This is a genomic window from Microcoleus sp. PH2017_08_TRC_O_A (assembly GCF_020738665.1).
Taxonomy (GTDB): domain Bacteria; phylum Cyanobacteriota; class Cyanobacteriia; order Cyanobacteriales; family Microcoleaceae; genus Microcoleus.
Window position 1 is genome coordinate 40,999 of sequence record NZ_JAEQCE010000067.1, and the last position, 26,804, is coordinate 67,802.

23 protein-coding genes are annotated in these 26,804 nt (G+C 45.7%); 16 read left to right on the plus strand and 7 right to left on the minus strand.

The genetic code is table 11. From position 1 onward, the window contains the following. The first annotated feature begins 312 nt into the window (after nt 1–312). Nucleotides 313–1,329, plus strand: a complete 1,017-nt coding sequence (locus JGK22_RS22080; protein WP_293181891.1) for a hypothetical protein — start codon at nt 313–315, stop codon at nt 1,327–1,329. A gap of 254 nt (nt 1,330–1,583) precedes the next feature. On the opposite strand, the gene serS is transcribed toward JGK22_RS22080, so the two are convergent. Beyond that, complete coding sequence (gene serS / locus JGK22_RS22085; protein WP_293181893.1) at nt 1,584–2,864, minus strand: serine--tRNA ligase; 1,281 nt, start codon at nt 2,862–2,864, stop codon at nt 1,584–1,586. A 610-nt stretch (nt 2,865–3,474) separates the two neighbouring features. Here serS and JGK22_RS22090 point away from each other — a divergent pair. Next, a complete protein-coding gene (locus JGK22_RS22090; protein ID WP_293218525.1) occupies nt 3,475–4,614 on the plus strand; it encodes a glycosyltransferase family 4 protein in 1,140 nt (379 codons plus the stop codon). A gap of 168 nt (nt 4,615–4,782) precedes the next feature. Then, nucleotides 4,783–5,163: a hypothetical protein gene (locus tag JGK22_RS22095; RefSeq protein ID WP_293212062.1), complete on the plus strand. Its 381-nt coding sequence runs from the start codon at nt 4,783–4,785 to the stop codon at nt 5,161–5,163. Nucleotides 5,164–5,346: 183 nt separating this feature from the next. Here JGK22_RS22095 and JGK22_RS22100 read toward each other — a convergent pair whose 3' ends face one another. Next, nucleotides 5,347–5,595, minus strand: coding sequence for a chlororespiratory reduction protein 7 (locus JGK22_RS22100; RefSeq protein ID WP_293181897.1), 249 nt, complete (start codon nt 5,593–5,595; stop codon nt 5,347–5,349). Nucleotides 5,596–5,883: 288 nt separating this feature from the next. Between JGK22_RS22100 and sir the strand changes: the two genes are divergently transcribed. The 8 genes from sir to JGK22_RS22140 all read left to right on the plus strand — a co-directional run bounded on the left by sir (nt 5,884) and on the right by JGK22_RS22140 (nt 12,993). Next, nucleotides 5,884–7,875: a sulfite reductase, ferredoxin dependent gene (sir, locus tag JGK22_RS22105; protein ID WP_293212060.1), complete on the plus strand. Its 1,992-nt coding sequence runs from the start codon at nt 5,884–5,886 to the stop codon at nt 7,873–7,875. A 452-nt stretch (nt 7,876–8,327) separates the two neighbouring features. Then, a complete protein-coding gene (locus tag JGK22_RS22110) occupies nt 8,328–9,182 on the plus strand; it encodes an RsmE family RNA methyltransferase (RefSeq protein ID WP_293313677.1) in 855 nt (284 codons plus the stop codon). Nucleotides 9,183–9,241: 59 nt separating this feature from the next. Next, complete coding sequence (locus tag JGK22_RS22115; RefSeq protein ID WP_293181902.1) at nt 9,242–9,472, plus strand: hypothetical protein; 231 nt, start codon at nt 9,242–9,244, stop codon at nt 9,470–9,472. Beyond that, on the plus strand, nt 9,462–9,848 hold the full coding sequence (locus JGK22_RS22120) for a type II toxin-antitoxin system PemK/MazF family toxin (protein WP_293191687.1): 387 nt from the start codon (nt 9,462–9,464) through the stop codon (nt 9,846–9,848). Before JGK22_RS22115 ends, JGK22_RS22120 begins: the two co-directional genes overlap by 11 nt. A 117-nt stretch (nt 9,849–9,965) precedes the next feature. Next, entirely contained in the window at nt 9,966–10,322 is a 357-nt protein-coding gene (locus tag JGK22_RS22125; RefSeq protein ID WP_293181906.1) for a lysozyme inhibitor LprI family protein, read from the plus strand. 3 nt (nt 10,323–10,325) lie between these two features. Next, nucleotides 10,326–10,766 carry a hypothetical protein gene (locus JGK22_RS22130; RefSeq protein ID WP_293181908.1) on the plus strand — a complete coding sequence of 147 codons (441 nt, stop codon included), beginning with the start codon at nt 10,326–10,328 and terminating at the stop codon, nt 10,764–10,766. Nucleotides 10,767–10,870: 104 nt separating this feature from the next. Then, complete coding sequence (locus JGK22_RS22135; RefSeq protein WP_293191689.1) at nt 10,871–11,644, plus strand: PPC domain-containing protein; 774 nt, start codon at nt 10,871–10,873, stop codon at nt 11,642–11,644. A gap of 191 nt (nt 11,645–11,835) precedes the next feature. Beyond that, complete coding sequence (locus tag JGK22_RS22140) at nt 11,836–12,993, plus strand: tetratricopeptide repeat protein (protein ID WP_293224787.1); 1,158 nt, start codon at nt 11,836–11,838, stop codon at nt 12,991–12,993. 104 nt (nt 12,994–13,097) lie between these two features. Here the strand turns inward: JGK22_RS22140 and JGK22_RS22145 are convergent, their stop codons facing one another. After that, nucleotides 13,098–13,547: a hypothetical protein gene (locus JGK22_RS22145; protein ID WP_293181914.1), complete on the minus strand. Its 450-nt coding sequence runs from the start codon at nt 13,545–13,547 to the stop codon at nt 13,098–13,100. 315 nt (nt 13,548–13,862) lie between these two features. On the opposite strand from JGK22_RS22145, the gene JGK22_RS22150 reads away from it, so the two are divergent. Continuing rightward, nucleotides 13,863–14,504 carry an alpha/beta fold hydrolase gene (locus tag JGK22_RS22150; protein ID WP_293181916.1) on the plus strand — a complete coding sequence of 214 codons (642 nt, stop codon included), beginning with the start codon at nt 13,863–13,865 and terminating at the stop codon, nt 14,502–14,504. Here JGK22_RS22150 and JGK22_RS22155 read toward each other — a convergent pair. Beyond that, nucleotides 14,488–14,943 carry a VOC family protein gene (locus JGK22_RS22155; RefSeq protein WP_293181918.1) on the minus strand — a complete coding sequence of 152 codons (456 nt, stop codon included), beginning with the start codon at nt 14,941–14,943 and terminating at the stop codon, nt 14,488–14,490. The two genes, JGK22_RS22150 and JGK22_RS22155, sit on opposite strands and share 17 nt — an antisense overlap. Before the next feature lie 26 nt (nt 14,944–14,969). On the opposite strand from JGK22_RS22155, the gene JGK22_RS22160 reads away from it, so the two are divergent. After that, nucleotides 14,970–15,863: a TIGR00297 family protein gene (locus tag JGK22_RS22160; RefSeq protein WP_293313680.1), complete on the plus strand. Its 894-nt coding sequence runs from the start codon at nt 14,970–14,972 to the stop codon at nt 15,861–15,863. A 194-nt stretch (nt 15,864–16,057) separates the two neighbouring features. Here JGK22_RS22160 and hetR read toward each other — a convergent pair whose 3' ends face one another. The 3 genes from hetR to JGK22_RS22175 form a co-directional block, all read right to left on the minus strand. Continuing rightward, a complete protein-coding gene (hetR, locus tag JGK22_RS22165; protein WP_293181922.1) occupies nt 16,058–16,963 on the minus strand; it encodes a heterocyst differentiation master regulator HetR in 906 nt (301 codons plus the stop codon). 1,977 nt (nt 16,964–18,940) lie between these two features. After that, nucleotides 18,941–19,168: a hypothetical protein gene (locus JGK22_RS22170; RefSeq protein WP_293181926.1), complete on the minus strand. Its 228-nt coding sequence runs from the start codon at nt 19,166–19,168 to the stop codon at nt 18,941–18,943. A gap of 95 nt (nt 19,169–19,263) precedes the next feature. Next, complete coding sequence (locus tag JGK22_RS22175; protein WP_293313683.1) at nt 19,264–21,147, minus strand: FAD-dependent oxidoreductase; 1,884 nt, start codon at nt 21,145–21,147, stop codon at nt 19,264–19,266. 496 nt (nt 21,148–21,643) lie between these two features. On the opposite strand from JGK22_RS22175, the gene cysC reads away from it, so the two are divergent. The 3 genes from cysC to JGK22_RS22190 all read left to right on the plus strand — a co-directional run bounded on the left by cysC (nt 21,644) and on the right by JGK22_RS22190 (nt 26,586). Continuing rightward, nucleotides 21,644–22,168: an adenylyl-sulfate kinase gene (cysC, locus tag JGK22_RS22180; RefSeq protein WP_293218534.1), complete on the plus strand. Its 525-nt coding sequence runs from the start codon at nt 21,644–21,646 to the stop codon at nt 22,166–22,168. A 37-nt stretch (nt 22,169–22,205) separates the two neighbouring features. Next, nucleotides 22,206–24,011 (plus strand): SLBB domain-containing protein, encoded by a 1,806-nt coding sequence (locus tag JGK22_RS22185; RefSeq protein ID WP_293313686.1) that lies wholly within the window; start codon nt 22,206–22,208, stop codon nt 24,009–24,011. A 250-nt stretch (nt 24,012–24,261) separates the two neighbouring features. Further along, nucleotides 24,262–26,586 (plus strand): tyrosine-protein kinase domain-containing protein, encoded by a 2,325-nt coding sequence (locus JGK22_RS22190; protein ID WP_293181934.1) that lies wholly within the window; start codon nt 24,262–24,264, stop codon nt 26,584–26,586. The last annotated feature ends 218 nt before the right edge of the window (nt 26,587–26,804 follow it).

Consider the following 26,804-nt stretch of genomic DNA (forward strand, 5'->3'; position numbering starts at 1 on the left):
GAGAAATTAAAATCAGACTATTCATTACTCCAATCCTCGGACTTAAGGGTAGAGGCCGCTCTCAAACTGTCAACTGTCAACTGTCAACTGTCAACTGTTCAACGACATACTTAAATCAAGCCTGAAAATATCTAAAATTGATTGTGCTTTGTGAAGCACTGAACCTGCAAGGAGCAACCAGTTGTATTGTAGAGTCAGGGGAAATCAGACAAGTTCAGCAACAGCGGCAACAAGTAACATGAAGCGGGGTGAAGTTTTTTGTAAAATTAAGCCAAAATATAACTAGAGTTCCTTCCCTGCTTCCCGACTGAAATGGATATTGCAAAACTAGATAGTTGGTATTCTCAATCTCAGCGCCGCGCCGCTGTTTCGCTATTGATGAAACGAGTAGGCGTCACTCGCACTAGGGCTGAATGCTTTGTCAGGCTTTGGATTTACTTATCAGTGAAACAGCTTCAGGAAAGCCAGCCCCGCGTCAAACCGCCGCTGACTAAACTGGAATTACCAGCCACAGAAGTGCAGTGCACTCACCGGGAAGCAGCAGAACTATTTTACTCGGATTCCGATCGCGGGAGCGATCGCGCCGCCGGAATGATGTTAGATAAACTAGAAGCACTCGGATTGATCGAAAAACACTTTGACGGAAACGCTACAGCAATTCAAATTCAACCCATCCCAGAAATTTTAGATCCCCCGAAGCCCGAAAATTCAGTCAAACTAAAATTAGATGATTTTAACCCTCGGTGCGATGCAATCCCCGTCGCTAATTTACTAGCAAGCTATTATAACTGGATGAACCGCAGCACCAACGCAGTTCCCCAAAAGATTGCTAAAGTTATTCGGCTTTCGGCTGCTCAATATTCAAAAGGAATGCGAGTTTTGCGTCGCTGTGACAATCTCAATCCAGTCGGATTTTATTTACTCTATCCTACCGCTAGCGAATCGGATGTTAATTTTTTTAGTGCTCCCAGCAAAAGCCTGCATTTAAGTTCTGTTTCTGATATCGATCCTTTCAAGATGGCGCTACCAGGAGATCGGAATTGCCAGTCAGTGTTTGTCCGCTGTTGGGTAATCGATCCGAAATATTTAGAAGAATACCGAATTACTTTGATTGAGGATGTACAAAAAATTTTAGTAGAAATCCAAACAGATTTTCCCAATCTTTGCGACTTGTACACGTTAATTATTCACCCCAGCTATGAAAAAATGTCCTATGCTTTGGGGTTTCAAAAGACTAACAGTGATGCTCAGTTATCTCTTTATTGGATGTATTTAGCGTTGGATAGATTTTTGGCGCTGGATATCAAGGAAGCACTAAAAAATTTGTAAGTCAGAAACCCCGTTTGAGTCGGCGGTTGAAACCGCGCCTACACAAACAATGTCCGCCTCCGCGGACTCAAGAAGATCGCCTAATTTCAACCGCCTTTGCCTTCAACCCGCGGAGGCGGGTTTTGTCTGTATAGACGCGGTTTCAACCGCCGTGTCTTCGTAGTTTACAATACCTCGCAACCGCCTTTGTCTTCAACCCGCGGAGGCGGGTTTTGTCTGTATAGACGCGGTTTCAACCGCCGTGTCTTCGTAGTTTACAAAACCTCGCGACCGAGATAAGATTGGAGAACTTCCGGCACTTTTACCGTCCCATCCGGCTGCTGGTAATTCTCCAAAATAGCCGCCATTGTCCGCCCCACAGCTAAACCGGAACCGTTAAGCGCGTGCACGAATTGAGTACCTTTTTTCCCCGCTTCTTTAAACCGAATATTTGCCCGCCGCGCTTGAAAATCTGCGACATTGGAACAACTCGAAATCTCGCGGTATTTGCCCGCAGAAGGCAGCCACACCTCTAAATCGTAGGTTTTTGCGGCCGCGAAACCTAAGTCACCGGTACAAAGCTCGATCGCCCGATAAGGCAATTTCAGCGCCTGCAAAACACCCTCAGCATCCTGCACGAGCTTTTCGTGCTCAGCTTCCGAGGTACTCGGATGCACCAGTTTTACCAATTCCACCTTATTAAATTGGTGCAACCGAATCAATCCCCGCGTATCTTTGCCGTAACTTCCCGCTTCCCGGCGAAAACAAGGAGTGAAAGAACAGTGATAAACTGGCAACTGTTCTGCTGTCAAGATTTCACCTCGGTACAAATTCACCACCGGAACTTCAGAAGTAGGAATTAACCATAAATCGTCTTGATCGCACTTAAAACTTTCTTCAGCAAATTTCGGCAATTGACCTGTAGCAGTGAGGGATTCGGTATTAACTAAAAGTGGGGGAATTACTTCTATATAACCAGCTTTGGTATGGCGATCGAGCATGAATTGAATAATCGCTCTTTCCAGGGCTGCACCTGCGCCAACTAACGTGACAAAGCGGGGACTAGCGATTTTTACTGCCCGTTCAAAGTTGATAATTCCTAATTTTTCGCCGATTTCCCAGTGGGGCAAAATCTCGGGATTTTGGGGAATGTATTCGTCTCCCCAGCGCCGGATTTCGATGTTTTCATCTTCATTTTTGCCTAACGGAGTTGACTTACCGGGCAAGTTCGGCAATGGTAACAATAGAGCTTCTATTTGAGCTTTTAAGTCTTTTTCCTGTGCTTGCAATTCGTTCGACTGCGTGCCGACTTCGTTACCTTCGGCTTGCAGAGTCTGAATTTCGGGAGATTCGAGGGGTAAACCCGATTTTCTTTTTTGCCCGATGAGTTTGGCTATTTCGTTGCTGCGGGCTTGCAGTTGCGATCGCTTACCTTCCAACTCCCGCTGCTGTTTGTCTAGTTGCAGAATTGGCTCGATTTCGTGATTGCCTCCGCGAGTGTTGAGGCCCTCTTGTACGGCTTGCGGATTTTCTCGGATTAATTTGAGGTCTAGCACGGATTTATTTTAAATAATATAGGACTTGCCGATCGCCAACCCGATTTCTGGAAAAATATCGGCTTTCGCGAGCATAAATCTACGAATCTACAGGCTTTCTGAGGATTTTTGCGTCAGTCCTATCTTAGGTTAACAGCGACAATGCGATCGGACATACAAGCTTTGGCAATCATTTAGCACCTCAAATATAATTTATTCTCATCGAAAAAACTGCGTTGGTGTCACCCATGATGGGTGACACCCCACAAAAGGATGCTATACTAACCACATTAGTAGATGCACCCTGATAATTTTCTCCCCTAACCAGCGATGTTTAGGGGCTTTTTGTTTTTTGGGCGACATGAAAGTTAGGGCCCAGATGAAAGTTAAGATAGGACGTACGGTTGAAACCGCACGCCAAACAAACGATGTCCGCCGGACGCCGACTAAAGAGAATAACGTAATTTCAATCGCTGTGTCTTTTATCTTCAACCCGCGGAGGCGGGTTTCGCTTGTATAGGCGCGGTTTCAACCGCCGTGTCTTTTATCTTCAACCCGCGGAGGCGGGTTTCGCTTGTATAGACGCGGTTTCAACCGCGCCCGTCTTCTTATCTATCAAATCTAAATAAAAATGCGATCGACAAATCACCTATTCTGTTTCCTAGAAATATTTTCCAGCGAAGGCGGGATTCAATCCTACATTCAAGACATCCTGAAAGCTTATTTGTCACTAACCGCAGCCAAAAACTTTCCGCCACAAGCAGAAGTTTTGCTGTTGCGAGATGGGCCAGATTGTCACAATCCCTTCGAGTCCAAAAATCTCAAATTCTCTTACCTAAAAACTGATCCCGCTTGGCTTGGCCGTTTTAAGTTTGCCACCAAATTGCTAACCTGCTTGGTGCAAAAACGACCTCAACGGGTTTTCTGCGGTCACATCAAACTTGCACCGCTCATTAAAACATTATGCCAGCCGTTGGGAATTCCCTACACGATTTTAACTTACGGCAAGGAAGTTTGGGAAACACTTCCGCTAAAATATCAAATAGCAATGAGACAAGCCGATCGCATTTGGACGATTAGCAGGTACACGCGCGATCGCACTTGCGAACTCAACAACTTAAATCCCGAGAAATTCCAAATAGTGCCTTGTACTGTAGATGAAAAAATATTTACTATCGGCCCCAAACCGCTGCATTTATTAGAAAAGTACGATCTGACTGGTGCTAAAATATTGATGACTGTAGCCCGATTGCGATCGACCGATAGTTACAAAGGCGTCGATGTCACAATTCAAGCTTTGCCGGAAATTGCCAAAAGTTTTCCCAATGTGAAATACTTGGTTATTGGACGCGGGGACGATCGCCCTAGATTAGCAAAACTCGCCACCGATTTGGGAGTTGCCGAAAGAGTTATATTTGCGGGTTTTGTACCGACAGCAGATTTAGCAGCACATTATCAGTTAGCCGATGCTTATGTAATGCCCTCCCAGGAAGGCTTCGGTATAGTGTATTTGGAAGCTTTAGCTTGCGGAATACCAGTGCTCGCCGGGGACGCGGACGGATCTGCCGATCCGCTGCAAGATGGTAAACTGGGATGGCGAGTTCCTCACCGAGATCCGGCAGCAGTAGCGGTTGCTTGTGTGGAAATGCTGCGAGGAAAAGATAAAAAGTGCGATCGGCATTGGTTGAGGGAACAAACCCTCGCAGCGTTCAGTTTTCAATCCCTTTGTCAATCTCTAATTGGGATTTTTCAGATAGATCGCCCAGATTAATTTATGACGTAGAGGGCAGTTTCTCAATGTATAATAGGAAAATTAGCTCAAACACTATCTAAATTTATTAGTACAATTTGATTCCCGTACAGTAACTGTCAACTGTCAACTGTCAACTGTCAACTGATAGAGTTATGCCTACCTGAAAAGACACCAAAGGAGACCACCGTGAACCAAGGCACCCCCAAAATCTCTTTAAACTTACCCCGTATTAGCAATTGGCTGATATTGCTGGGCATCGCCTGCGTGTTGGTGTCAATTGGTTTGGGTTGGGTAGTTAAATCATTATTGATTGTAGTAGGTTTGTTGCTGCTAACACCTGTGGTGGGATTTTTCGCGCTTCAGTGGTGGCTGAAACGCAATTTAATTGAAGACAAGTGTCCTGTTTGTCAGTACGAATTCACAGCTTTAAATCAAACTCAGTTTCAGTGTGCTAATTGTGGCGAACCTTTGAAAATAGAGGAAGGTCATTTTAGCCGTTTGACTCCGCCCGGTACGATCGATGTTACCGCCGTTGAAGTATCATCTGTTCAACAGTTAGAAGATTAATTGGGAATTGGGCATGGGGCATGGAGCATAGGGCATAGGGCATGAGTTAGTTGTTGGTTATTTTTGTTTGTTGTTACTTGTTACTTGTTATTTGTTATTTGTTACTTGTTGGTTGTAATAACCAATTCTTGATGCCCAATGCCCAATGCCCAATGCCCAATGCCCAATGCCCGATTCCCAAAATTATTTTTCTAAACGCACTGCATACCACTGCAAAAACTTTCCAGGCCCGACATCTAATTCACAATAAGTATCAATTAAATACTTAGCTTGAGCTTCCACCGAAGGAAATTTTACCACATCAGCCGGCAAATCTTCGTGTTCCTGGGATAAGACCGCTTTCAGCTTTTCTAATAGTTCCACCGCCGTCAAAAACTGCTCCGGCTGGTTTGTTTCTAATACCACAAAGGTGTCTTCGTCATACAGTGACATAGTTTTAAAGGTTGAGGTTAATTATTTCTAAAGTTTCCAGCAGTTAAGCTAGCCAAAGTATAAACTCTTAATTACAATTTTTGGGGCCCGGGCTCGAACGTGTTAAAATAGAACAACATCAGAATTCCTACCGGATTACCGTTATTAACTTAGTTCTTAACCGGGTTGTCAACAGATCCGCCACAGCATTTCTGAGGAAATTTGTCAAGTGCAAATTTGTCAACTGTCCAATTGTCAAGAAATATTCGATCGACCTTTATCTAATTATAACTGGCACTATACATTCCCATGATCACATCTACCAATTCAACCGCTGCGGCGCGCAAGCCCTCGAAATCAGAAGGTCTCAAAGAACGCAGCAACTATTTACGAGAACCCGTTGCGACTGAACTGTTACAAGAAACAACCCACTTCACCGAAGACGGGATTCAGATTCTCAAATTTCACGGCTCGTACCAACAAGACAACCGCGACAATCGAGTTAAAGGACAAGAAAAAGACTATCAGTTCATGCTCCGCACCCGCAATCCCGGCGGGTTAGTTCCACCCCAGCTATTCTTGGCGTTAGACAAGCTATCAGAAGAATACGGCAACCACACGCTGCGCGTCACAACCCGCCAAGGTTTCCAAATTCACGGCGTGCTGAAAAAAAATCTTAAAGCAGTGTTTTCCTCAATTATTAAAAATATGGGGTCAACCTTGGGAGCTTGCGGCGACTTGAACCGCAACGTCATGGCACCGCCAGCACCTTACAAAAATCGCCCAGAATACCAGTATGCTTTGCAATACGCCAACAATGTCGCCGATTTGCTGACACCGCAAACCGGTGCTTATTACGAAATTTGGCTCGATGGCGAAAAGGCTATTTCCGCTGAGGAAGACCCCGCAGTGAAAGCTGCCAGACAGCAAAACGCGAACGGCACAATCTTTAGCGACGACAAGGAAGAGCCGATTTACGGCGAGCATTATATGCCGCGCAAGTTCAAGTGTTCTGTTACTGTACCGGGAGACAATTCAATAGACTTGTACTCTCAGGATTTGAGCTTGGTGGTAATTACCAATGAAGCTGGCGAGTTGCAAGGTTTTGACGTGTTTGCCGGCGGCGGTTTGGGCCGCACTCACAATAAAGAAGAAACTTTTGCTCGCGTTGCGGACGAGATTTGCTATGTTGCCAAGGATGATGTTTACAATTTGGTCAAGGCAATTGTAGCAACCCAAAGAGATTTTGGCGATCGCACAGACAGACGACACGCCCGACTCAAATACCTGATTAACGACAAAGGCGTCAAGTGGTTCCAAGAAAAAGTAGCCGAATATTTTGGCAAACCGCTAGAAGCGTTTAAACCTCTGCCTGAGTGGAAGTATTTTGATTTCTTGGGCTGGCACGAACAAGGCGACGGCAAACTGTTTGTCGGCATTTCCGTAGAAAACGGCCGGATTAAGGATGAAGGCTCGTTTCAGCTAAAAACAGCTTTGCGGGAAATCGTGCAGAAGTACAATTTGCCTCTGCTGGTGACACCGCACCAAAACGTGACGATTTACGATATTTCGCCGGATATCAAATCAGAAATTCAGGGAATACTCGATCGCCGCGGCATTCAAGCGGAAACTGCGATCGACCCCTTAGTACGTTATTCTATGGCTTGTCCGGCATTTCCCACGTGCGGGCTAGCGATTACCGAGTCCGAGCGCGCGATTCCCGGCATTTTAGAGCGGATTCGGGCGATTTTGACCAAAGTTGGCTTACCAGACGAGCATTTTGTAGTGCGGATGACTGGCTGCCCCAATGGATGCGCTCGCCCTTATATGGCAGAATTGGGATTTGTTGGGAGTTTCCCGGAATCTTACCAGATTTGGCTGGGCGGTTCTCCCTCACAAACCCGGCTGGCAAAACCCATTGAGGAAAAGCTGCACGTCAATGATTTTGAAGCTTTTTTCGAGCCAATTTTTGTTTATTTCAAGCAAAAACGGCAACAAAGCGAGAGTTTTGGCGATTTTTGCGATCGCGTTGGGTTAGAATCTATCCGTCAATTTGTAACCAATCACCAATCTGCTGACTCGATGACAACTGAGATTAATGATTTAGATGTTACGTCTAGTAACGGCGATGAAAACGAGACAGCCACTGCTGGCGGTGGTAAAGTCCGCCGTCGCATCAGCGTCCGCGATGAAATCTACAACGAGCTCAAGGAAGAAGCAGCCCGTCAGGGCAAGCCTATCACGCAGCTAGCTACAGAGGCAATTTCCACTTATTTGAAGAAGATTAAGGAGGAAGGATAAGCCGATTTTCGATTGTCAATTTTCGATCGCATCAGATAAAGTTCAGACCAAAGTAACATAAGGGCAGAGCATTTGCAGAAAAAACCTTGAATTTGTCAAGTAATTCCGGTTGTAAATGCTTTGCCTTTATTGTTTCTGAATTGGTTGGTCTTTTACATAAAAACGGCGATTGAAATCGCTTCTATACAAACAATGTCGGCCTCCGCCGACTAAGAAATAAGTCGGGTAAATAGTCTATAGCCCTTCTCAGATAGGTGAGGTATGTTGTTGGGCTTCAGCCCTCTTATGGTGATTATATAGTAAGCGAGATCGCATCAAAAACTCCAATTACAGTAATACCTCATCTTTCTGAGAAGTCCTATATCTCTTCTCTTCCTCTCTTCCTCTGTGTTCTCTGCGGCCTCTGCGGTTAAATAAAAAAATCTAATACAAAGCGAGCAATCCAAAATCTCATGGCTCAATTACAAAGATTAGCAGTTACCGCAGCCCAAATTAGTGCTAACAAAATCGACTTAACAAAAGAACAACAGCATTATTTAAATCGCGTGTTGCGGTTGCAAGCGGGCGATCGATTTATAGCAATGGACGGCTGCGGACATTGGTGGTCAGCAATTCTAGAAGTGCAGGAAACCGGGTTATTTGCCTCGATAACAGAGGAGATTGCGGTTAACAGGGAGCTTCCCGTCGCAGTAACTTTGATCGCCGCTTTGCCCAAGGGAAACGGCTTTGATGAGGTTGTCCGACAGGCCGCGGAGTTGGGAGTGGCAAGTATTGTACCCGTGACGAGCGATCGCACTTTGCTCAAACCAAGTACGCAAAAAGTCGATCGCTGGAGAAGAATTGCTGCGGAGGCGGCGGAACAGTCGGAACGTCAAATTGTGCCGACGGTTTATGAGCCTCTTTCCTTTGATTTGGCGGTAAAAGATTGCTGTCAAAAATATCGATATATTTGTGTGGCTCGCGGGGATAATCGACATTTGTGGGATTGTTTGGCTGGTTTAGAATCCCCCCAGATCCCCTTGCTAAGGGGGGAGAAAGAACCGGATGAATTATCGACTGTAATAGCTGGTTTAGAACCCCCCCAGCCCCCCTTCTTAACGGGGGAGGAAGAGCCGGAATCGATCGCGATTGCGGTTGGCCCGGAGGGCGGCTGGACTGATGGAGAAGTGGAAAGGGCGATCGAGTTTGGTTTTGAACCTGTTTCTTTGGGTAGGAGAATCTTGAGGGCGGTAACAGCACCAATGGTGGCTTTATCCTTGGTAGGAGCCGCTTTTGAAAAGTACCCATCCCAAAAAATATCTCCCTGAAGTGCTAGATATGGTAAACGAAGCTAAAATGTCAATGAGTCATTAGGCATAAAACTAAAATGTTAAAATCAGTAAAGGGTATATATCGAGACGGCAAAGTTGTGTTATTAGAAACTCCGGGCGACTTAACTGAAGGGAAAGTTATCGTTACTTTTCTGGCAGAATCAGGATTAGTAGAGCTGCAATCTCTCGGTATCGATCGGCAACAAGCAGGAGATTTACGGGTAAGGTTGAGCAGGTTTGCAGAGGATTGGGAACGACCTGAAATGGATGCTTACGATGCTTTATAGGCGAGGTGATGTAGTGCTGGCTTTGTTTCCCAACGCTGATTTGCGGACTGCGAAACGCCGTCCAGTTTTGATAGTTCAAGCGGACAATCTGGGCACTGGTTTAGGACAAACTATTACAGCGATGATTACTAGCAATTTAGCCCGCGCAGGACACCCAAGCCGGGTTTTTGTTTCCCTAGCAACACCGGAGGGCCAGCAAACACGATTGTTAGCTGATTCCGTAATCATGACAGACAATCTGGTGACGCTTCTAGAAGTTGAAATCGATCGCAAAATTGGTATTTGGTCAAATATGCCGGCGGTAGATGCAGCTATCAAATATACTTTGGCAATCCCATCGACAGGGCGAACCGCCAAATATAAAAAAAAGTTTTAAATTTATTATATCAAATCTGTCTTGTGTTAAGAGAATTCGTAAAATAGGTGTTTAAGGGCAATGAAAAGAAATTTAAGGAAAAGCCGATCGCTCTTTTGGTCAATCGCGCTTTTGACAATGTTAGCTACAACATCAGTTTTCGCACAATCTGAGCACTCTGCGATCGCTCAACAGATTAATTGCGATCGCCCCCAAGGAGATGCACAAGTCAGATCTTGTATTAGGTTAAGGTACGAAGCCTCGGATAAACGGCTGAACGAGGTTTACAAGCAACTGGCTGCTAAATTGAGCAAGGAAGAGAAAGCCCTACTTGCGGAAGCTCAGTTAGGCTGGATCAAAGTGCGAGATAATAGCTGCGAATTTGAAGTGTATAGAAATCGCGGTGGTAGCGGGTTTCAAGGCTTTCTGAATGAGTGTTTGGAACGAGCTACTAAACAGCGCACAGCCGAATTAGAGAAATATTTACAGAGATAAACAATGATGAAAATGCGATCGCCCTTAAGCTTCACAATCAACTTACTAATTTTTAGTGTAGCTTCCCTCCCAATCTTAGCACAATCCACACCGACCATTCAAAGCATCCCCAATGGCGACTACTTTTACGGACAAACAAGCAAAACAAATCAGCCCGGTAAAGAGTACATATTCTTAAGGAAATCCAAGAAGACTGTCACAGGATTTGGCTACCAAAGAAATACAAGTTATCGTTACTGTTTTCGAGGTAATGTCAATAAAAACACTATGATCCATCCCACCGTGATTGAGTTCACGGACGGCCCCGCAGGACATAAACTTTATCAGATTAAATCTATAGATTTAAATAGTTTTCAGAGACTCAATGGTTCAGACACTCAGGTAAATGGCAGACAAAGGCTGACAGAATGTATCAAGTTATTCGAGAAAAATAAGAAAATTTAGAATCCAACAAAACCTCGATCGTAACAAAGATTAATTTTCCGACATCTGCGTTAACTTGCGTGCATCTACGGTTCAAAGAAAATCAAAAAACGGGAGTATAATTCATGAAAATGCGATCGCCCACAATCACCGCCATTATCTCAGCAGTCTTAGCCACCGCCAGCATCCCAGCAGTTTTCGCCCAGCGACAGCCATCAACCACCGAAATCAACATCGATAAAAATTGTCGCCCCAACCAACAACTACCGCAACTTGAAAGATACACTATCTTCTTCAGAAACGAATTCACAACTAACGGTCAAAAATATTGGTTCTACAGCGCCCGCTATCAAGATGGAGGCGTGGTTCTGTGTATATCAAAACCCAATTTTGACCAACCAAAACATTTAAATCAACCCAAAATACAAGCCAATTTTATTGATAAAATAGTCCGAGATACCAAAAACCAAACTGCCTTTATCGTCACAGTCAGAGAAGGAAATGGTCTTGACACACCCATGACAAATTATGGCCTAGATTTCAAAAATGTCGATCGACCAAAACTCACCTCCCTTTCCCTCCTACAGCAACGCGGAACCCTCAAAGACGGCGACCCCAGCCTTCCCAACGGCAGCTTCTACCGCGAACACAGCTTCCAAGGAAATGCAAATCAATCCATCACCATCGACCTCAAAAGCAGATCCTTCGAGCACTTCATCACCCTCATCGCACCCAGTGACAATAAAATTGTAGATATCAAAGCAGTTCGCGTCAACAAGAGAGAATCCCAAATAACCGTAAAATTGCCCAGTAACGGCACTTACAAAATAGTTGTTCAAGGACTCGATCGCACCAGCAAAGGTTCATACACCCTCAGCATTAATTCCAATCAACTTTAACAAACACCAGCCCAAATATTATATAGCACTTCTCAGGACACATCCGCGTTCATCCGCGGTTATAAAATCTAAATCTTATCCTTGCAAACAGCCGAAAATTACCCACAAACATCAAAGCAAAACTTGTTAATCACTGGCAAAACCAACCAAACATCAGCCAAGATAGAAACACACCCATTCCCCCAACCGCCATGACAGACATCCACGAAATAGCCACCGCCCTCGAAAGCCAAGACTACAAACAAGCCGCCCAACTCATCAAACAACTGCAAAAAGAATCCCCCGAAAATCCTTGGGTACAATACTACATCGGTCGTTACTACGAACTCACCAACAACCCCGACAAAGCCCAAACCACCTACAAACAAATACTCCGCGACATCACCAACCCCAAAATCGTTTCCCAGGCCCGCCAAGGCATTCAACGCATTGAAACGGCACAACAAAACCTCCGCCAACAAGCCATCGAAACTGCCAAAAACGACCCCAGCAGCCTAGAACCCGGACTCCTCATCCTCGAACCAGTGAGTCCCGAAGACAAACCCGCAGCCGTACAAAATATCAGCAGAATCTTCAAAATCGACGCGTACACAACCCGGATGCAAATTCAAAGCCGCGGCTGGAGACTCTACAAAACCGGCCCCATTGCCGAACTCAGAATTTACGGCCAAGAACTTCTCAACGCCGGAATTCCCGTATTTTGGGCAACCCTAGCCGACATTAAAAACATCCAAATTTTCCGAGTCCAACACTTCCAGTCTCTCTCTTCTCCAGCGGTTGTTTGTAAAGATAACCTAAATCGGCTCGGTGCTATAGAATTTAACTGGTCAGAAGTCAGCCAAAGAGTAGAAGGCTTATTACCAATGTTCATGGAAATCATGGACTACTCGCCCAACCGCAGAAACGAGCAATTTCGCCACAAAGAAATCACCCAAGATTACGCTCAAATCTGCGACTTGCACATTCCCAGCCGCAACTGCATTCTGCGAATTTGCGACCAAAGTTACGAATTTAAACAAGGCGTTGACTTCACTCAAAGTTCAGCAACTAGCGTAGCTTCACCGCAGTCAAAAAACCAAAAATCTAGTGTCAAAAAATCCCCACAAATACCTCAAAGTACCACCAGAATTAACTGGAATCATTTGCTAGAAATATTTGACCAACAGCTTGACGTTACAGTTTGGTCGGAATTTACTCCCTTTGCGGAGACAGTTCTCGATTACACGCATATGTTAAGCAAAATCGAATCTCATGTAGAAGTAGAGCGCAAATCCGAAACTCCTTGGGACTCGGCGTTCCAGCTATACAGCGGATTAGCCTTTCTCAGACACCCAGGAAATAGGGAATAAAAAAAGAGTTAAAAATTAAAAATGAGGAATCCCATTTTTAATTTTTCAACCCCAGCATTTGGAATTATCCAATCCCCAATTCCCTATTGCGAATTCTCCATTTCCTACTTGGTTTTCACCTGACGAGCCATTTCCCGGAAATTATTCATGCTTGGGCCTGGGGTGCGACGATTTGCAGTTGGTGTCGGCATTAAATTATTAGGAGCAAAAGTCAGAACAGGTTCAGCTTGACTCGACACTTTGCCGTTAGTTGCAGCAGCAGGTACCTTCGGCACTTCCGAAGTCTTAGCAGCAGCGCTAGCGACTGGTTCTTTTTCTTTCTTAGACTTTTTCTCTACCTTAGCTTTATTCGCCGGTTCAGACTTCTCAGACTTGACAGCCTCAACTTTTGCCGGTGCGGCTGCAACAGGCTCAGCCTTCGCAGGTGCAACCTTCGCAGGTTCTTTATCCGAAGATTCGCCCAAATCTAGGAAATATTCAGACTTTTTCAAGCCCAACAGTCCAGCAAAAAAGCCGAAAATACCGCCGAAGAAATTTTTGATAAAACCAAACATTAGACTTACTCCTTTTGTTTTTTTAGAGAAATTTGTACAAGTTTGTCAACAAAGTTAGATTACGAGCTAAGGCAACCTTTGTCTATATTTCTTAATCAAAATTTACATTTTTTGATTAAAAATGCAGAGCTTCTAGTAATTTTTACTCAGTAATGCCAGTTTTAACTTTGCACTTATTTACGATTATCTCAGAATTTATGACTGATTTGCTATTGGCCAGCGATACCTCAAGCCGATTCGCCATCTGTCCTACTCGGGGTCAAACTCCCTAGGGGAGTAATTTATGCTGTAATCGGCAAGCAATTTTCTTTTCAAATGAACAGTTCGCTCGATCGCAATCCCGTCATTCTCATCCACGGCATCTGGGACACAAAGACTATTTTTGACAAAATGTCCGCCCGCCTCACCCAACTTGGATGGTGTGTCCACAGCCTCAACCTCACCCCCAACGACGGCAGCCTCGGCCTCGACTCCCTAGCCAAGCAACTGGCAGACTACATTTCTGAGACGTTCGATCCAGAACAGGCGATCGACATAGTAGGCTACAGCATGGGAGGCATCGTCAGCCGCTACTACGTCCAGCGACTCGGAGGCATTAACCGAGTCCAGCGTTTCATAACCATATCTTCCCCCCACAAAGGAACCCTCACCGCCTATTCCCTGCGCCTACCAGGATACCTGGATATGCGCCCCGATAGTGGCTTGTTGCGCGATTTGAACCAAGATGCGACTATGCTCAAACGCATAAATTTTACATCAATGTGGACGCCGTTTGATGTGATGATTTTACCGTCGCACAGCTCCCAAATGCCAGTAGGTAAAGAAGTTAAACTCAACGTTTTGCTGCACCGCCAAATGGTGACAGATTCTCAAAGTATTAACGCATTAGTTCGAGAACTAGAGGCTCCTATTGTACCCTCTAAATTTACCCAAACAATCTCTAGTAACAATCTCTGATTCCTAGTACATAATCTCCAACTTGAGCGTATTCGCTGCGACCGAAAATTGCTTCTGGATCGCAGTAATATTTAAATTCCAACAAATTTCCAAACGGATCTTCTAGAAAAAAGGTGCGGTGTTCTGTGGGCAAACCTGGAAACCGCCGTCTTGATTCTTGATAAAAATTCAACTGTTTTTGCTGCGCCATTTCTAACAGCGCTTCCCAGTCAGACTCCGAGGTAAAAACTAAGCCGAAGTGTCTGGGATAGATGCCGCGCTGGGGTGTTAGAGGTTCGTGGGTGACGTGGGCGACAATCTGATGGCCGCAGAGATTTAAAATGAGAGAACTGGGTGACTCCCGACCCAATTCGCAGCCGAGCCCGCTGACATAGAATGCTTTGGTTCGATCGATATCGGTTACGGGGAAGGCAAGATGAAATAAGACTTGACTGTTCATAACAATAAGAGACGCTACTAGAGGCTATGCAAAACTCAGAATTCTTTTTTAATTATTTGTCTTGGTCTAATCCTTGGTTGGTGGCGATCGCCCTGAATACATTTTTACTCGCGATCGCCACCCTTGCTCCCAAAAAATTGCTTACTCCGGCTGGACAACTCCACGGTTGGCTGCTGGGTGTTATCATCTGGGGCAGTTTGGGATGGCAAGGCTATGCTGTGGTCATGTTCTACTTTCTGGTCGGATCTGGAGTTACCCGCATTGGCAAAGCCCAAAAAGAAGCTGAAGGTATTGCCGAAAAGCGATCGGGCGCCCGAGGCCCGGAAAATGTCTGGGGTTCGGCTTTAACCGCTGCTATTTGTGCTGTGGCAGTTTTGGCATTATGTATTTTCCGAGACACAGGTTTAGGAGACACAGGCGGTATTTTAGGAGACACAGGCGGTATTTTAGGAGACACAGGCAAGATGCCTGTGCCACAAGATGCTATTTGGCCTGTGTCACAAGATGTGATTTCCTTGTTGTTGCTGGGCTATGCGGCGAGTTTCTGCACCAAACTTTCCGATACCTGCGCTAGCGAAATCGGCAAAGCTTACGGGAAGCATACGTTTTTGATTACTACCTTGCAGCCTGTACCTAGGGGTACGGAAGGGGCGGTAAGTTTGGAAGGAACGATCGCAGGTATTGTCGGATCGATCCTGATTGCTCTTGTGAGTTGGGCTGTGGGTGTAATTGACTTGACAGGAATTGTCTTTTGTGTAATCGCAGCTTTTATTGCTACGAACATCGAGAGCGTGATTGGTGCGACGGTGCAATCAAAGTTTGAGTGGCTCACGAACGAGGTAGTGAATTTTTTCAATACACTCATCGGAGCGATCGCAGCGATCGTCCTAGCCTCCGCTTGGAGAACTTTTTTAGCCTAGTCCAGCTTGCACGAAATCTCACCCAAGAAACCGGGTTTTTTACAAAAATTCCAGGCATTAACGCATTATTGTCGTAAAAAACCCGGTTTCTGCGCCCAGAAACATTAGTTATTAATCATTAGTCATTTCGGCTTCGCTTGGGGGGAAGATGACCAAGAACCAATAACCAATAACCAATAACTAATAACCAATGACTAATCGTCGTCTTTTGGCCCAAAAACCATTTGTACAATCATCGTTGGTTCGCCCCGCTTGTGATAGCGATCGGCCCAATTACGAATAATTTCATCTAATTCCTCAACAGCCTGTTCTAGGCGTTCCGGCGGAACATCCAAAGTTTCCATAACTCGCATGACTTTCGGTTGTTTTTCCGCCCAATCCTTCATCAGTCGGAAATATCTAGCCGTATCCTCCACCATCGTAAACGTGCGCTCTTCCTGTTCTGCGGGAGAGTAAGTAGCGCGGGTGAGGGCATAAAAAGGCATTCCCCAAGGAGAGTCAATTCGAGTCACGGTTCCGGAATAGATCAAGCGGCGCTTGATGTGTTCTGCTAGAGCTTCGCTTAAAGGCATTCGCCTTTCTGCTGACATTTCTTCTTGCGATCGTCTATGTAGAAACTCGATCAACTCCATAAACTGAAAAGAATTGATCAGTTGAGCGTCAGGCGGATTAGGAGGAATCTTGCCTTCGAGATATTTTTTCTCATCCGCCGTCAAGCTGTTTCCCGGAATCCGAGGGCGTCCCGGAACCCAAGGATACTGTTCCAGCCAGACATAAGGAAACTGAATCAAATATCTAGGTTCTTGGGAACCCAACATTTTCAGCAATTTTCCCTTAGTCAGAGCTTCCCGGACTTCCTCGACGATGACTTTCACCCGTTTAGGCTCAATGTGATGCAAGTGTCCGGTCATCCGCAGGTTGTTTTCCTGCTCCATATAGGTCATATAAATGGCACACTTAGCTGCCGTTGCCGCCGCGTCTAAAAACGCTCCGTGCCTGTGTCCGCTGGTTCTCATGGCGCTAAACGCCAGATATAGCATGATCTGATCCATTGCACTGGGGCTCAGGCTTTTGACCAGATCTAAAGAGTCATTTTTCATAAAAACACTAGGTAAGTGGGAAACTCAGAGTATGAAAGACCTGAGAGGAAAACGACCAGGCGATTTCAATCGCCTTGAATCTTTCCATTACCGCCTTGGGGTTGTTCGATCAGGTGTACTTTTGTAATGTACTTTCGATGGGACAATTACCACCTCAAACCTTACAACCCTGTACGCATAATGTTTGCTCCTGATGGAGCCTAAGAAAGCGGGGTAATGTTCGCTTGTCGGTCAATGTTATAAGAGCTTGTGAGGCTTGCAGCACTGACGAGAGTGACTTTAAGACTGTTTAACTACAAGCGACAGAGCGGAAAACTAGCGTCGCATTCAAGGAGTGTCCTGACTCAAATAACGTAGACCTCGAAAGTCTGAGGCCCGTCAGTACAGCTTGCTCGATTACTCTTACAAGCTCAGTGGCGTTGATTCCCTGAGTTACTGACAATCTCCGAAATAGTAAGACTTGGAGGCATCTTTTCATCCTCCATAAAAAAATATTGCGAGACCGCCGAATCAAGCATAGCCGACAGTCGCCGGAAAGCTTGGCAGCTACCCTAAGATTCAGGCCGGTTAATTTTCCTGAGGTCACTCGGGCCTTAGCTTAAAGGCGATCGACACCGAATAAGTGGTTCTTATTGGCGAATTTAAGTCGAGAGCTGCACCCTCTGCACTCAGGGTGTAGCTATATATTAAGTTAGTTATCGCACGTCAATTATAGTGCAGCGGTTAAAAATTAAACCCCACCTGTGGGGGGAAAACGTAAAGAACTATTGCGATCGGAAGAATTTGAGGCGACTCAGAGAGGGGGAGAATGGGAAAAAGAGAAAGAGCATTTTCAATACAAAACCGCCACCTACGAGAATATATCTCTACGTAGATGGCAGCTCCAGTTTATATTGTGACATTTGTTACAAAAAAAATCTTCTAGGGAGTATCAATAAAAAGTGCAGTGGCCTGACGAACCTGACAAACTATAAATCCCAGAAAATGCGATCGATCGACACGGGCGACCTCGAAACCAGCCTCGAAACCAGAAACAAGTCAGTTGCGGAACTAGCTTTCTGGCAATGCGATCGAAATTATTATAGTGCCTGAGTGTCAGTGTTGACCTGCATCAAATCATACCGTCCGGTGCCTCTGCGGGGAGCGCGATCTCCTCTTTGTTGAGTTTGCGCTGATAACATATATTGAGCGGTAGAAGTTTTTAGCTGTGGGACTGGGGATTCTATGCTTAGAGCGGCGGTAGCACTCAAGCTAAGGCCCAACAGGCTGAGTAAAGCAATTGCAGTGTAGGTGTGCATGGGTAGTATCCGTGTCAGTGTCTAGTTACAGATACGGACTTTTCCCTTGCTAATCAGGATTGATTTCCTTGAATTTGCCAGACTACCCAAAAAAACATGATGGGAGAATTATTTGATTTTAGTCCTGGACGCAGGGGCGAGCAGAAACCGGGTTTCGACTCCGCTTAACCAGCAGTTTTTTACGAAAATCTTGCGTTGTACTCCACAGATGAGGTAAAAAAACCGATTTCTTTGGTCTTAATACGTAAGTCCTCAATTTTTTAAATTGTCTCACCCAAAATAAATTTTAGTTACCTGAATTGACAGGTAAAAAGTCTGGGAGCATCTCAGTTTTGATGTTTTGATTTTATAGTGCGAGCGTCCCCGCTCGCGATCTATAATCGCGAGCGGGGACGCTCGCACTGTAAAGAAATTGCTTTTTTGCATTCATTGAGATGCTCCCAAAAGTCTCTCCAGCCTGGAACATACAAAACCGCCAAATATTGAAAGAGTAAATCCCTCAATAGATGGCGGTTGCAGCTCGATCTGCTATTATTTTTAACACGCAAAAATATCCTAATGACTGTCAACAAGAAGTGCAGTTGCCAAACGAACGTGACCAACTAGAATCCCAGAAAATCAGATCGACACGGGCGGCAGAAACCCACTCATTTGCAGAACTTTCTTTCGTCCTATGCCATTAAGCTAGTATGTAATGTGTGTAAAGATCGTGCTGAGCAAACTCTCTGCGTCCGCTGCCTCTTTCTGGAGAACGATCGCCTTTTTGTGATTGAGTGGACGCCAAGAACATATAATCAGCAGTGGCAATTACGAGCAGTTCCACTAGGCGTTCAAAATATCGAGCGGCGCTGGCACTCAAGGTAATGCCCAACAGGCTCAGTAAAGCAATTGCAGTGTAGGTGTGCATGGGTAGTTTCCGTGTCAGTGTCTATAACCTGATACAGACTTCCCCCCATCCATCAGGATAAATTTCTGGCAATTTTCGGAACTTTGCAAAAAACCTCACCTCTTCGATGTTACTGCACCCGCTAGGAGCCAAGCACCAGCAAAATTCAGCCTGCCCCATACCGTCAGAGGCTTTTCGGTTTCGCAACTCTGTAGAAATCTGTCGGTTTCCCAGTCCAAAGTCACGAGTTGCCAAGTTCGATCGGCTAAGGATGGGGGACTTGTCAGCGTCAGTGTCCAGTCTTGTGCGCCCAGACGGCGGAAAATGCCCGAAAATTGACTCTCGGTATTTGCTGTTTTACTACGCGGATTTACGTAGAAACCGGGTTCAACTTTCAAAGTTATGGGTTCTAATACAGAAATTTCGTTGAGAAACCCGGTTTCTCGATCGCTTTTGACTGACACAGGACATTCGCCGCTGGCGGGATATGCTTGAGGTCGATCGAGATAATAGCGCTGCCAATGTAGCCAGTCCGATCGATCTCGTGTCAAATTAAATAAAGGAACAACTGCCGCCCTCGCCTCGGAATCTTGCAGCAAAGCTTCTTGCAAAACTCTGACAGCTAAGTCGCGGGGCTGACATCCAACTTCCGCACACAAAGCCGCCGCCATCCCCGCCGCCTGTCCGATATTCATCACCAAAGGCTGCAAGCGAGTTGCACCGTTGGCGATGTGAGAGACGGAAATATTTTTTTCGCAAACTAGCAATCCATCTGTACTCGCAGGAATTAGCGCACTGTAGGGAATTGTGAAGGGAGTGCCAGTCCAGCGGCCGCCCCAGCGGATGGATTTGGGCTGCAAGGGAATGTCGCCGCTGGTGTAATGATGGTCGTTGGCATAGTTGCCGATCGCAATTGTCTCGCAAATTCCCTCAGAATCGATCGGCAATTTCGCGACTCTACCCCCGACAACCGGCAAAATATCTTGTTCTTTGACTGTACTTATCCCTCGCAAACGGCGGCTTTCTCGGTAGTAGGGGTGCAAGGCGAAGGAAGACAGTAGGGAAGAATTTGATTGATTTTCGATATTGGAAATGGGGAAAATATTTTGTGCTAAACCGTAGCGGGGGCCGAGTTGGGTTTGAATGAAGCGGGCGAAACTTTGGCTGTGCCAGAGACTTTCTTGGAGGAATTGTTGTCGGGATGCTTGAGATTCAATTAGTCGATCGACCTTTTCACCATAATCATTACCACAAATCGGCCAATTAATCATCAACAATCCCCCAGGAAGTCGGCCGTAATTGAGAAATTGTTCGGGAGTGTAATCTTTCCAAGCATCGAAAAATCGATCGGGATTGTCAACAGGTGGCGCGGGAATTTCTGGCGCCACCGCACCTTCCCCAAAATCCTGCATGATGGCCACCCAAGTTGGAGCTTGCACCGAATACCTTTGTGTGAGATCGTTAGATGCGATCGGCGCGCTAGGTTCTCCCCACTCAGCTTGAAATTCCCAACCCCAGCGATGTCCAACATCAGCTAAAGCCAGCAAATCTCCCAATTCCGTTGCATCCAAAGTGATTTTGGCAGAAACCGTAAAATCTGCAAATCTCACCCCAGAAATTCTGTTGTCTTCAAAAATCACATCTTGAGCTGTTTGTCCAGAAATCCACTGCAAGTTCGGCAAAGACTTAACCCAATCAGCAAAAATTTCAGCACCGATGCGGGGATCGTAAGTAAAAAAACTGACCCAGCCCCAATCCAAACCTCCCGGTTGTCGCTGCTGGAGTTCCCGGAGAAACGCGCCCCACAAACCAGTCTGAAATGCTGCTAATTCGTTGCCGTCGGGAGCACAAACGCCGGCCGAAGTCAGCATTCCTCCCAGCCAGGGGAATTCGCTGACTAAAATAGTTTTGGCACCTCGGCGGGCTGCTTGGACTGCTGCTGAAGTGCCGCCGGTGCCGCCACCAACTACTAAAACATCTGCTTTTAAGACGGGAAACATAGGCAATAGGATTGGAGATTGGAGATTTGGGATTGTTCAAGGCTTATGTAGGCGAGCCGTGCCGTGAATATACGGATATATGTTAAACACTTGTGATAATTACCAGCAATTCGTGCCGTGAATATACGGATATATTTTAAACACTTGTGATAATATTAAATGTTGAGTACCGTTAATCTACGGATATATGCTCGATGTTTATAATAATTTTAAGTGTTCAATGCCGTAAATATACTGTTAGATCTTCGAGGTTTGCGATCGATCGCGACTTTGAATTGAATTTGTTAAGTCTTTACAAAGAATATATCGTAAATTATGTGACTGCCGCGCATTTGTGTGGTGAGATGACCGCAGAACTCGCAAATTTTGAGTCCTCATTTTTCGCAGGCAAATCTTATCAAGATGACACCGCAAACCACGATAAGATAGAAAAGGGAGAATAGATATAGAAAATTTTACATTCTATAATTTCCCAGTTACTTATTAATGGTTGAAAATGGAAAAAGGTTTTATTTTGTGGTTTACCGGACTCAGCGGTTCTGGCAAGACAACTATCAGCAAAGCTCTCGAACCAGAATTGAAGACCCGAGGCTGCAAAGTTGAAATATTGGATGGAGATGTCGTTCGCACCAACTTGTCAAAAGGCTTGGGATTTAGCAAAGAAGACCGAGATACTAATATTCGGCGGATTGGATTTGTCGCAAACCTACTCAGCCGCAATGGAGTTGTGGCAATCACGGCAGCTATTAGCCCCTACAGAGCTATTCGCGACGAAATTAGAGCAATGGAGCCAAATTTTGTTGAGGTGTATGTCAAAGCGCCGTTAGAAGTGTGCGAAGTTCGAGATGTCAAAGGGCTGTACGCTAAGGTCAGAGCAGGAGAGATTAAGGGTTTTACGGGCATTGACGATGCTTATGAAGCACCCCTCAATCCCGAGATTGTTTGTTGCACAGACGAGGAAAGTTTGGAAGATAGTGTCAAAAAAGTTCTGAGCAAGTTGGAACAGTTGGGTTACATTTAATGTTGGCGGGGTAGGAAGAGGATAGGGGCAAAAAGCGATGGTGGTGAACAGTTCTTCGCGCGGCGCGCAACTTGAGAAAAAACCTCACCCTGCGGTTGTCTTGGCAAAAAGGAAAAGGGGAGATTTTCTCCCTTATCTTTGCAGGAAAGGGTCTGAGGGAGAGGTTTTCAGCACAATCTGCAAACAGGTTTATGGCGTAAGTAATGCAGTCAAAAATTTAATTTTCCAAAGTTTAACAGTGTCAGTGCTGGCGGCGACTGTGGGTTCATCTGCCGCGGTGGCCCAGTTTTTGCCTCCTCCTCCTCCTTCTCCTCCTTCTCCTCCTCCTTCCCCTTCTTATCCTCCTCTTCCTTCTTTTTCTCCTCTTCCTCCTCCTCCTGCTTCGGGTTCGGGTTCTCCGATTCGCGTACCGGTACCGGCAGCGCCGGGATTTCCGTCAGTTCCAGCCAGTGCACCTTCGAGTGTACGATCGGAAGTTTACACTTTGGGCGCGGGCGATCGCATTCAAATGGACATTTTCAACGTCCCAGAATACAGCGGCCCCAACGGTCAACACCAAGTACAGGCTGACGGTTCCCTGAGTTTGCCCTTAATTGGCAGCCTATCAGTGGCTGGAATGACCTTACAACAAGCTTCTAATGCTGTCAAGGATCGATACGGCAAATACCTCAAACGTCCTTGGATTACGCTGAAACTGCTGGCTGCGCGTCCTTTGCAAATTGCGATCGCAGGCGAAATCAACCGCCCCGGAGCCTATACAATATCTTCAGCAGCAGGCCCTGGAGGCACCTCAGAGCAAATAGGCACTCAAATGCCCACAATATCGCGGGCGCTGCGACTCGCGGGCGGAATTACCCAGTCAGCAGACGTGCGGCAAATCAAAATCCGCCGCCCCCAGCGCAACGCAGCGGAACAAATTATTAGTGTGGATTTGTGGGAATTATTGCAAAACGGCGATTTGCGCGCCGATATGACTTTGCGCGACGGCGACACAATATTTATTCCCACTGTAACTAGCCTCAACCGCCAAGAAGCACCGACTTTAGCAGTAGCTAACATTACCGGGCAAAGCACTCAACCAATTAATATTGCTGTAGTGGGCGAAGTAACTCGACCCGGTACTTATACTCTGGCAAAAGAGCTTCAAAGTAGGTTACAAGAGAATGAATCGGGTGCAGATTCTGGTTTGTTTGCTGCTAAGGAAACTCCCGGTGGAGGGGAAAATGTTTTGCAGCAAACTGTAACTAGGGCTATTAAAATGGCGGGCGGCATTACGCCGGTAGCTGATATCAGACAAATACAAGTTCGCCGCCTGACGCGGGCGGGCACCGAACAAATTATTAATGTGAATTTGTGGCAACTTTTGGAAGCAGGAGATGTATCCCAAGATTTAACACTGCAACAGGGAGATACGGTAATCGTGCCCAAAGCCGAAAATCTCAATGCACTCGAAGGCGCACAAGTGGCTACTTCTAATTTTTCACCGGATTCGATTAAGGTTAGTCTGGTGGGAGAAATCGTCAAACCGGGGTCTTTTGCATTGCAGCCCAACACTACTTTAAATCAAGCGCTGGTAGCAGCGGGAGGTTTTAATAAATCGCGGGCAGAAATGGATTCGGTGGATTTAATTCGCCTCAATCCTAATGGCACTGTTTCGCGACTAAGTGTTAAGGTGAATTTTTCTGCAACCGCCAATGAGGAAAGTAATCCCAAACTGCAAAATAATGATGTAATTATGGTAAGGCGATCGGGTCGCGCTGCGTTCTCGGATAATGTAGGTGGCACTCTCGCTCCTTTCAGTCCACTGTTGGGAATTTTCCGGTTGTTCAATATTTTTCGATGATTTCAATAGGGTGCATCTGGTTTTTGAAGAGGGCGAAGCATGACCGCATATAAGTTATTAGTTATAATCTCCTATTTTCTGCGGTCATGCTTCGCCCCTACGGATACCTTTGAATAGACTAGCGTTAAGGCCTCATCAACCTAGTTTCTACAAAAAATTTAGTTTGGTAACGAGATATCTAGTCAGAAACCGGGTTGATGAAACTGCGCCAGCCGTACAGACGTTTAAACTAATAAGTTGTAGCAATCAAATGAAACCAGGTAAAAAATCTTCAATAGCACTGTTTAATCACAATAAAAAAATCCTTGGACAGCAAAAGTTATCTTCCGTACTTTATGATGAAGAGCAGTTTTTCGGCAGGGAAAATACAGAAGAACCGTTAAGTTTTTGGGAAGTTTGCCGCAGTCGTTCGTTCTTAGTTATCGGCGTAGCAGCGGCGGTGACAACCGGAGTTTTTGCCTGGACTCTAACTCAAAAAAGCGAGTATGAAGGACGCTTTCAATTATTAGTAGAAACCCCTGTTACGCAAAACACTTTAGCAAAAGTCTACTCCGGGGAGCTGAAACTACAACCAGCGAGTCCCGCGACGCCAGAAAATCCAGGTTTTGACTACGAATCGCAAATTCAAGTTTTGCAAAGCCCGCAAGTAATGTCGCCAATTATCAAACAGTTGCGAGCGAAGTATCCAGAAATAAATTACAACTATCTTTTGAACGAAAAAGCAGATAATCTGCCATATTCTCAGGGAACTAGGCTGTCAATCAATCGCTTCAAAAATACCAAAATTATCGAAGTTAGATATCGGGATTTCGATCCGAAAAAAATTCAGTTTGTTTTGGAAAAAGTTGCCCTAGGCTACCGCAACTACAGCGTGCAAGATACCAAAACTCAAATTAGCCAGAGTTTGGATTTTGTGAAATCCAAAATTCCCAACCAGCAAAAGCGCCAACAAGCTCTGCAAACAGAAATTCAAAAGTTGCGGCAGCAGTACAATTTCATTGATCCGCAAATTCAAACCCAACAACTCGCGCAGCAAATCAGCCAACTTCAAACGCAAAGATTGGACGCGCAAACGCAGCTTAACCAGCAAAGATTGCTCTATATTAACCTGCAAAATCAGCTCGGATTAAACCAGCAACAAGCGCTGATGGCTTCGGCGCTGAGTCAAGCTCCCCGCTATCAAGGAATGCTAACTCAATTGCAGCAATTGGAAGGACAAATTGCGATTAATTCGGCGACATATACAGACCAAACTCCGCAAATGCAGTTGTTGCGAGAACAGCGCAAAAATCTGATTCCTTTGCTGAAGAAAGAAGCCCAACAGGTTCTGGGAACTGATTTGGCTAAGGTGAATTCGCAAGTGCTGGCTTTTCAAGATCCGGTGCGGATTAAGTTAATCGAACAGTTTATCGGTACTGCTAATTTAATTCAGATTTTGGGCGTGCGGAATCAAGTTTTGGAACAGGCTGCTAAGCAGTTGAATCAATATTCTCAAGGATTCCCGGTAATTTTTCGGCGCTATTCGGATTTGCAACGGGAGGCGGAGTTGACTAACAATACGCTGAATGGTTTGCTGGCAAAACAGCAAGCTTTGCAGCTTGAAGCTGTGGGTAAAAAAGAGGTGGCTTGGGAAGTTATTGCTAAGCCGGAAATTCCGCGCTACAAAAATGGCGAGTTGATGGCTGTTGCTCCGATTATGCCTTTGAATTTGGCTTTGGGGGGATTGGCTGGTTTGTTGTTTGGGATGCTGGCGGCGCAGTTGGCGGAACGGTTTAATAATAAAACTGTGTTCAATTCTCCTGAGGATGTCAAACATTCGATTCGGTTGCCTTTGTTGGGGGTAATTCCTGCTAGCGATAAAATTTTGAGACTGCCACCTGCTGAGGGAACTACGATTGATGTGGGAAGTTCGCCGGTGCCGACGGATGCTTTTCAAGAGGCTTTTCGATCGCTCAATGCTAATATTCGGTTGTTAAATGTTAATAGTCCGATCGCTTCTTGCGTAATTACGTCTTGTCAAGTAGCTGACGGTAAGTCTACGGTGGCGGTAAATCTGGCGCGGGCGGCGGCGGCAATGGGCCAGCAAGTGCTGTTGGTGGATGCGGATTTGCGGAGGCCGCAGGTGCACGAAATGCTGGGTTTGCCGAATTGGCAAGGCTTGCACAATGTAATTGCCGAGGATGTGGATGTCGAAGAGGTGATTTTGCGATCGCCCCGCGATGAAAACCTATTTGTGTTAACATCCGGGCCAGTGCCTCCCGATCCCACAAAGGTGCTGTCTTCCCGAAAAATGCAGCATTTAATGGCAGCTTTGGCAAGTCATTTTGACTTAGTTATTTACGATACTCCGCCGCTTTTGGGTTTGGCAGATGCGAATTTGTTGGCGGCTCATACTAACGGATTGATGCTGGTGGTGGGGCTGCATCAAACTGAGCGGGAGGCGCTGTTGTTGGCTTTTGAAGATTTGAAAATGGCGGGGATTCCGCTGTTGGGAATGGTGGCTAATAACGATAAGGGCAGCAGGTATTACTATCAGTCTTACGTGCAGAATTACATCGAGGAAAAGTCTGTTTAGGAGCGTGTAGTTACTCGTTATCAGGCTCTGCCTGGTAACGGAGATGCGGAGGCTCTGCCTCCATTGTCGATTCTCCCAGCCGAGGTAGAGCCTCTGAATATGGGTTAAGAGGCTCGGGTGCATCTGGCGCAAGGCAAATATATCCGTAGGGGCGAAGCATGACCGTAGTCAACATAAGATGATAACTAATAACTTATATGCGGTCATGCTTCTTCAGG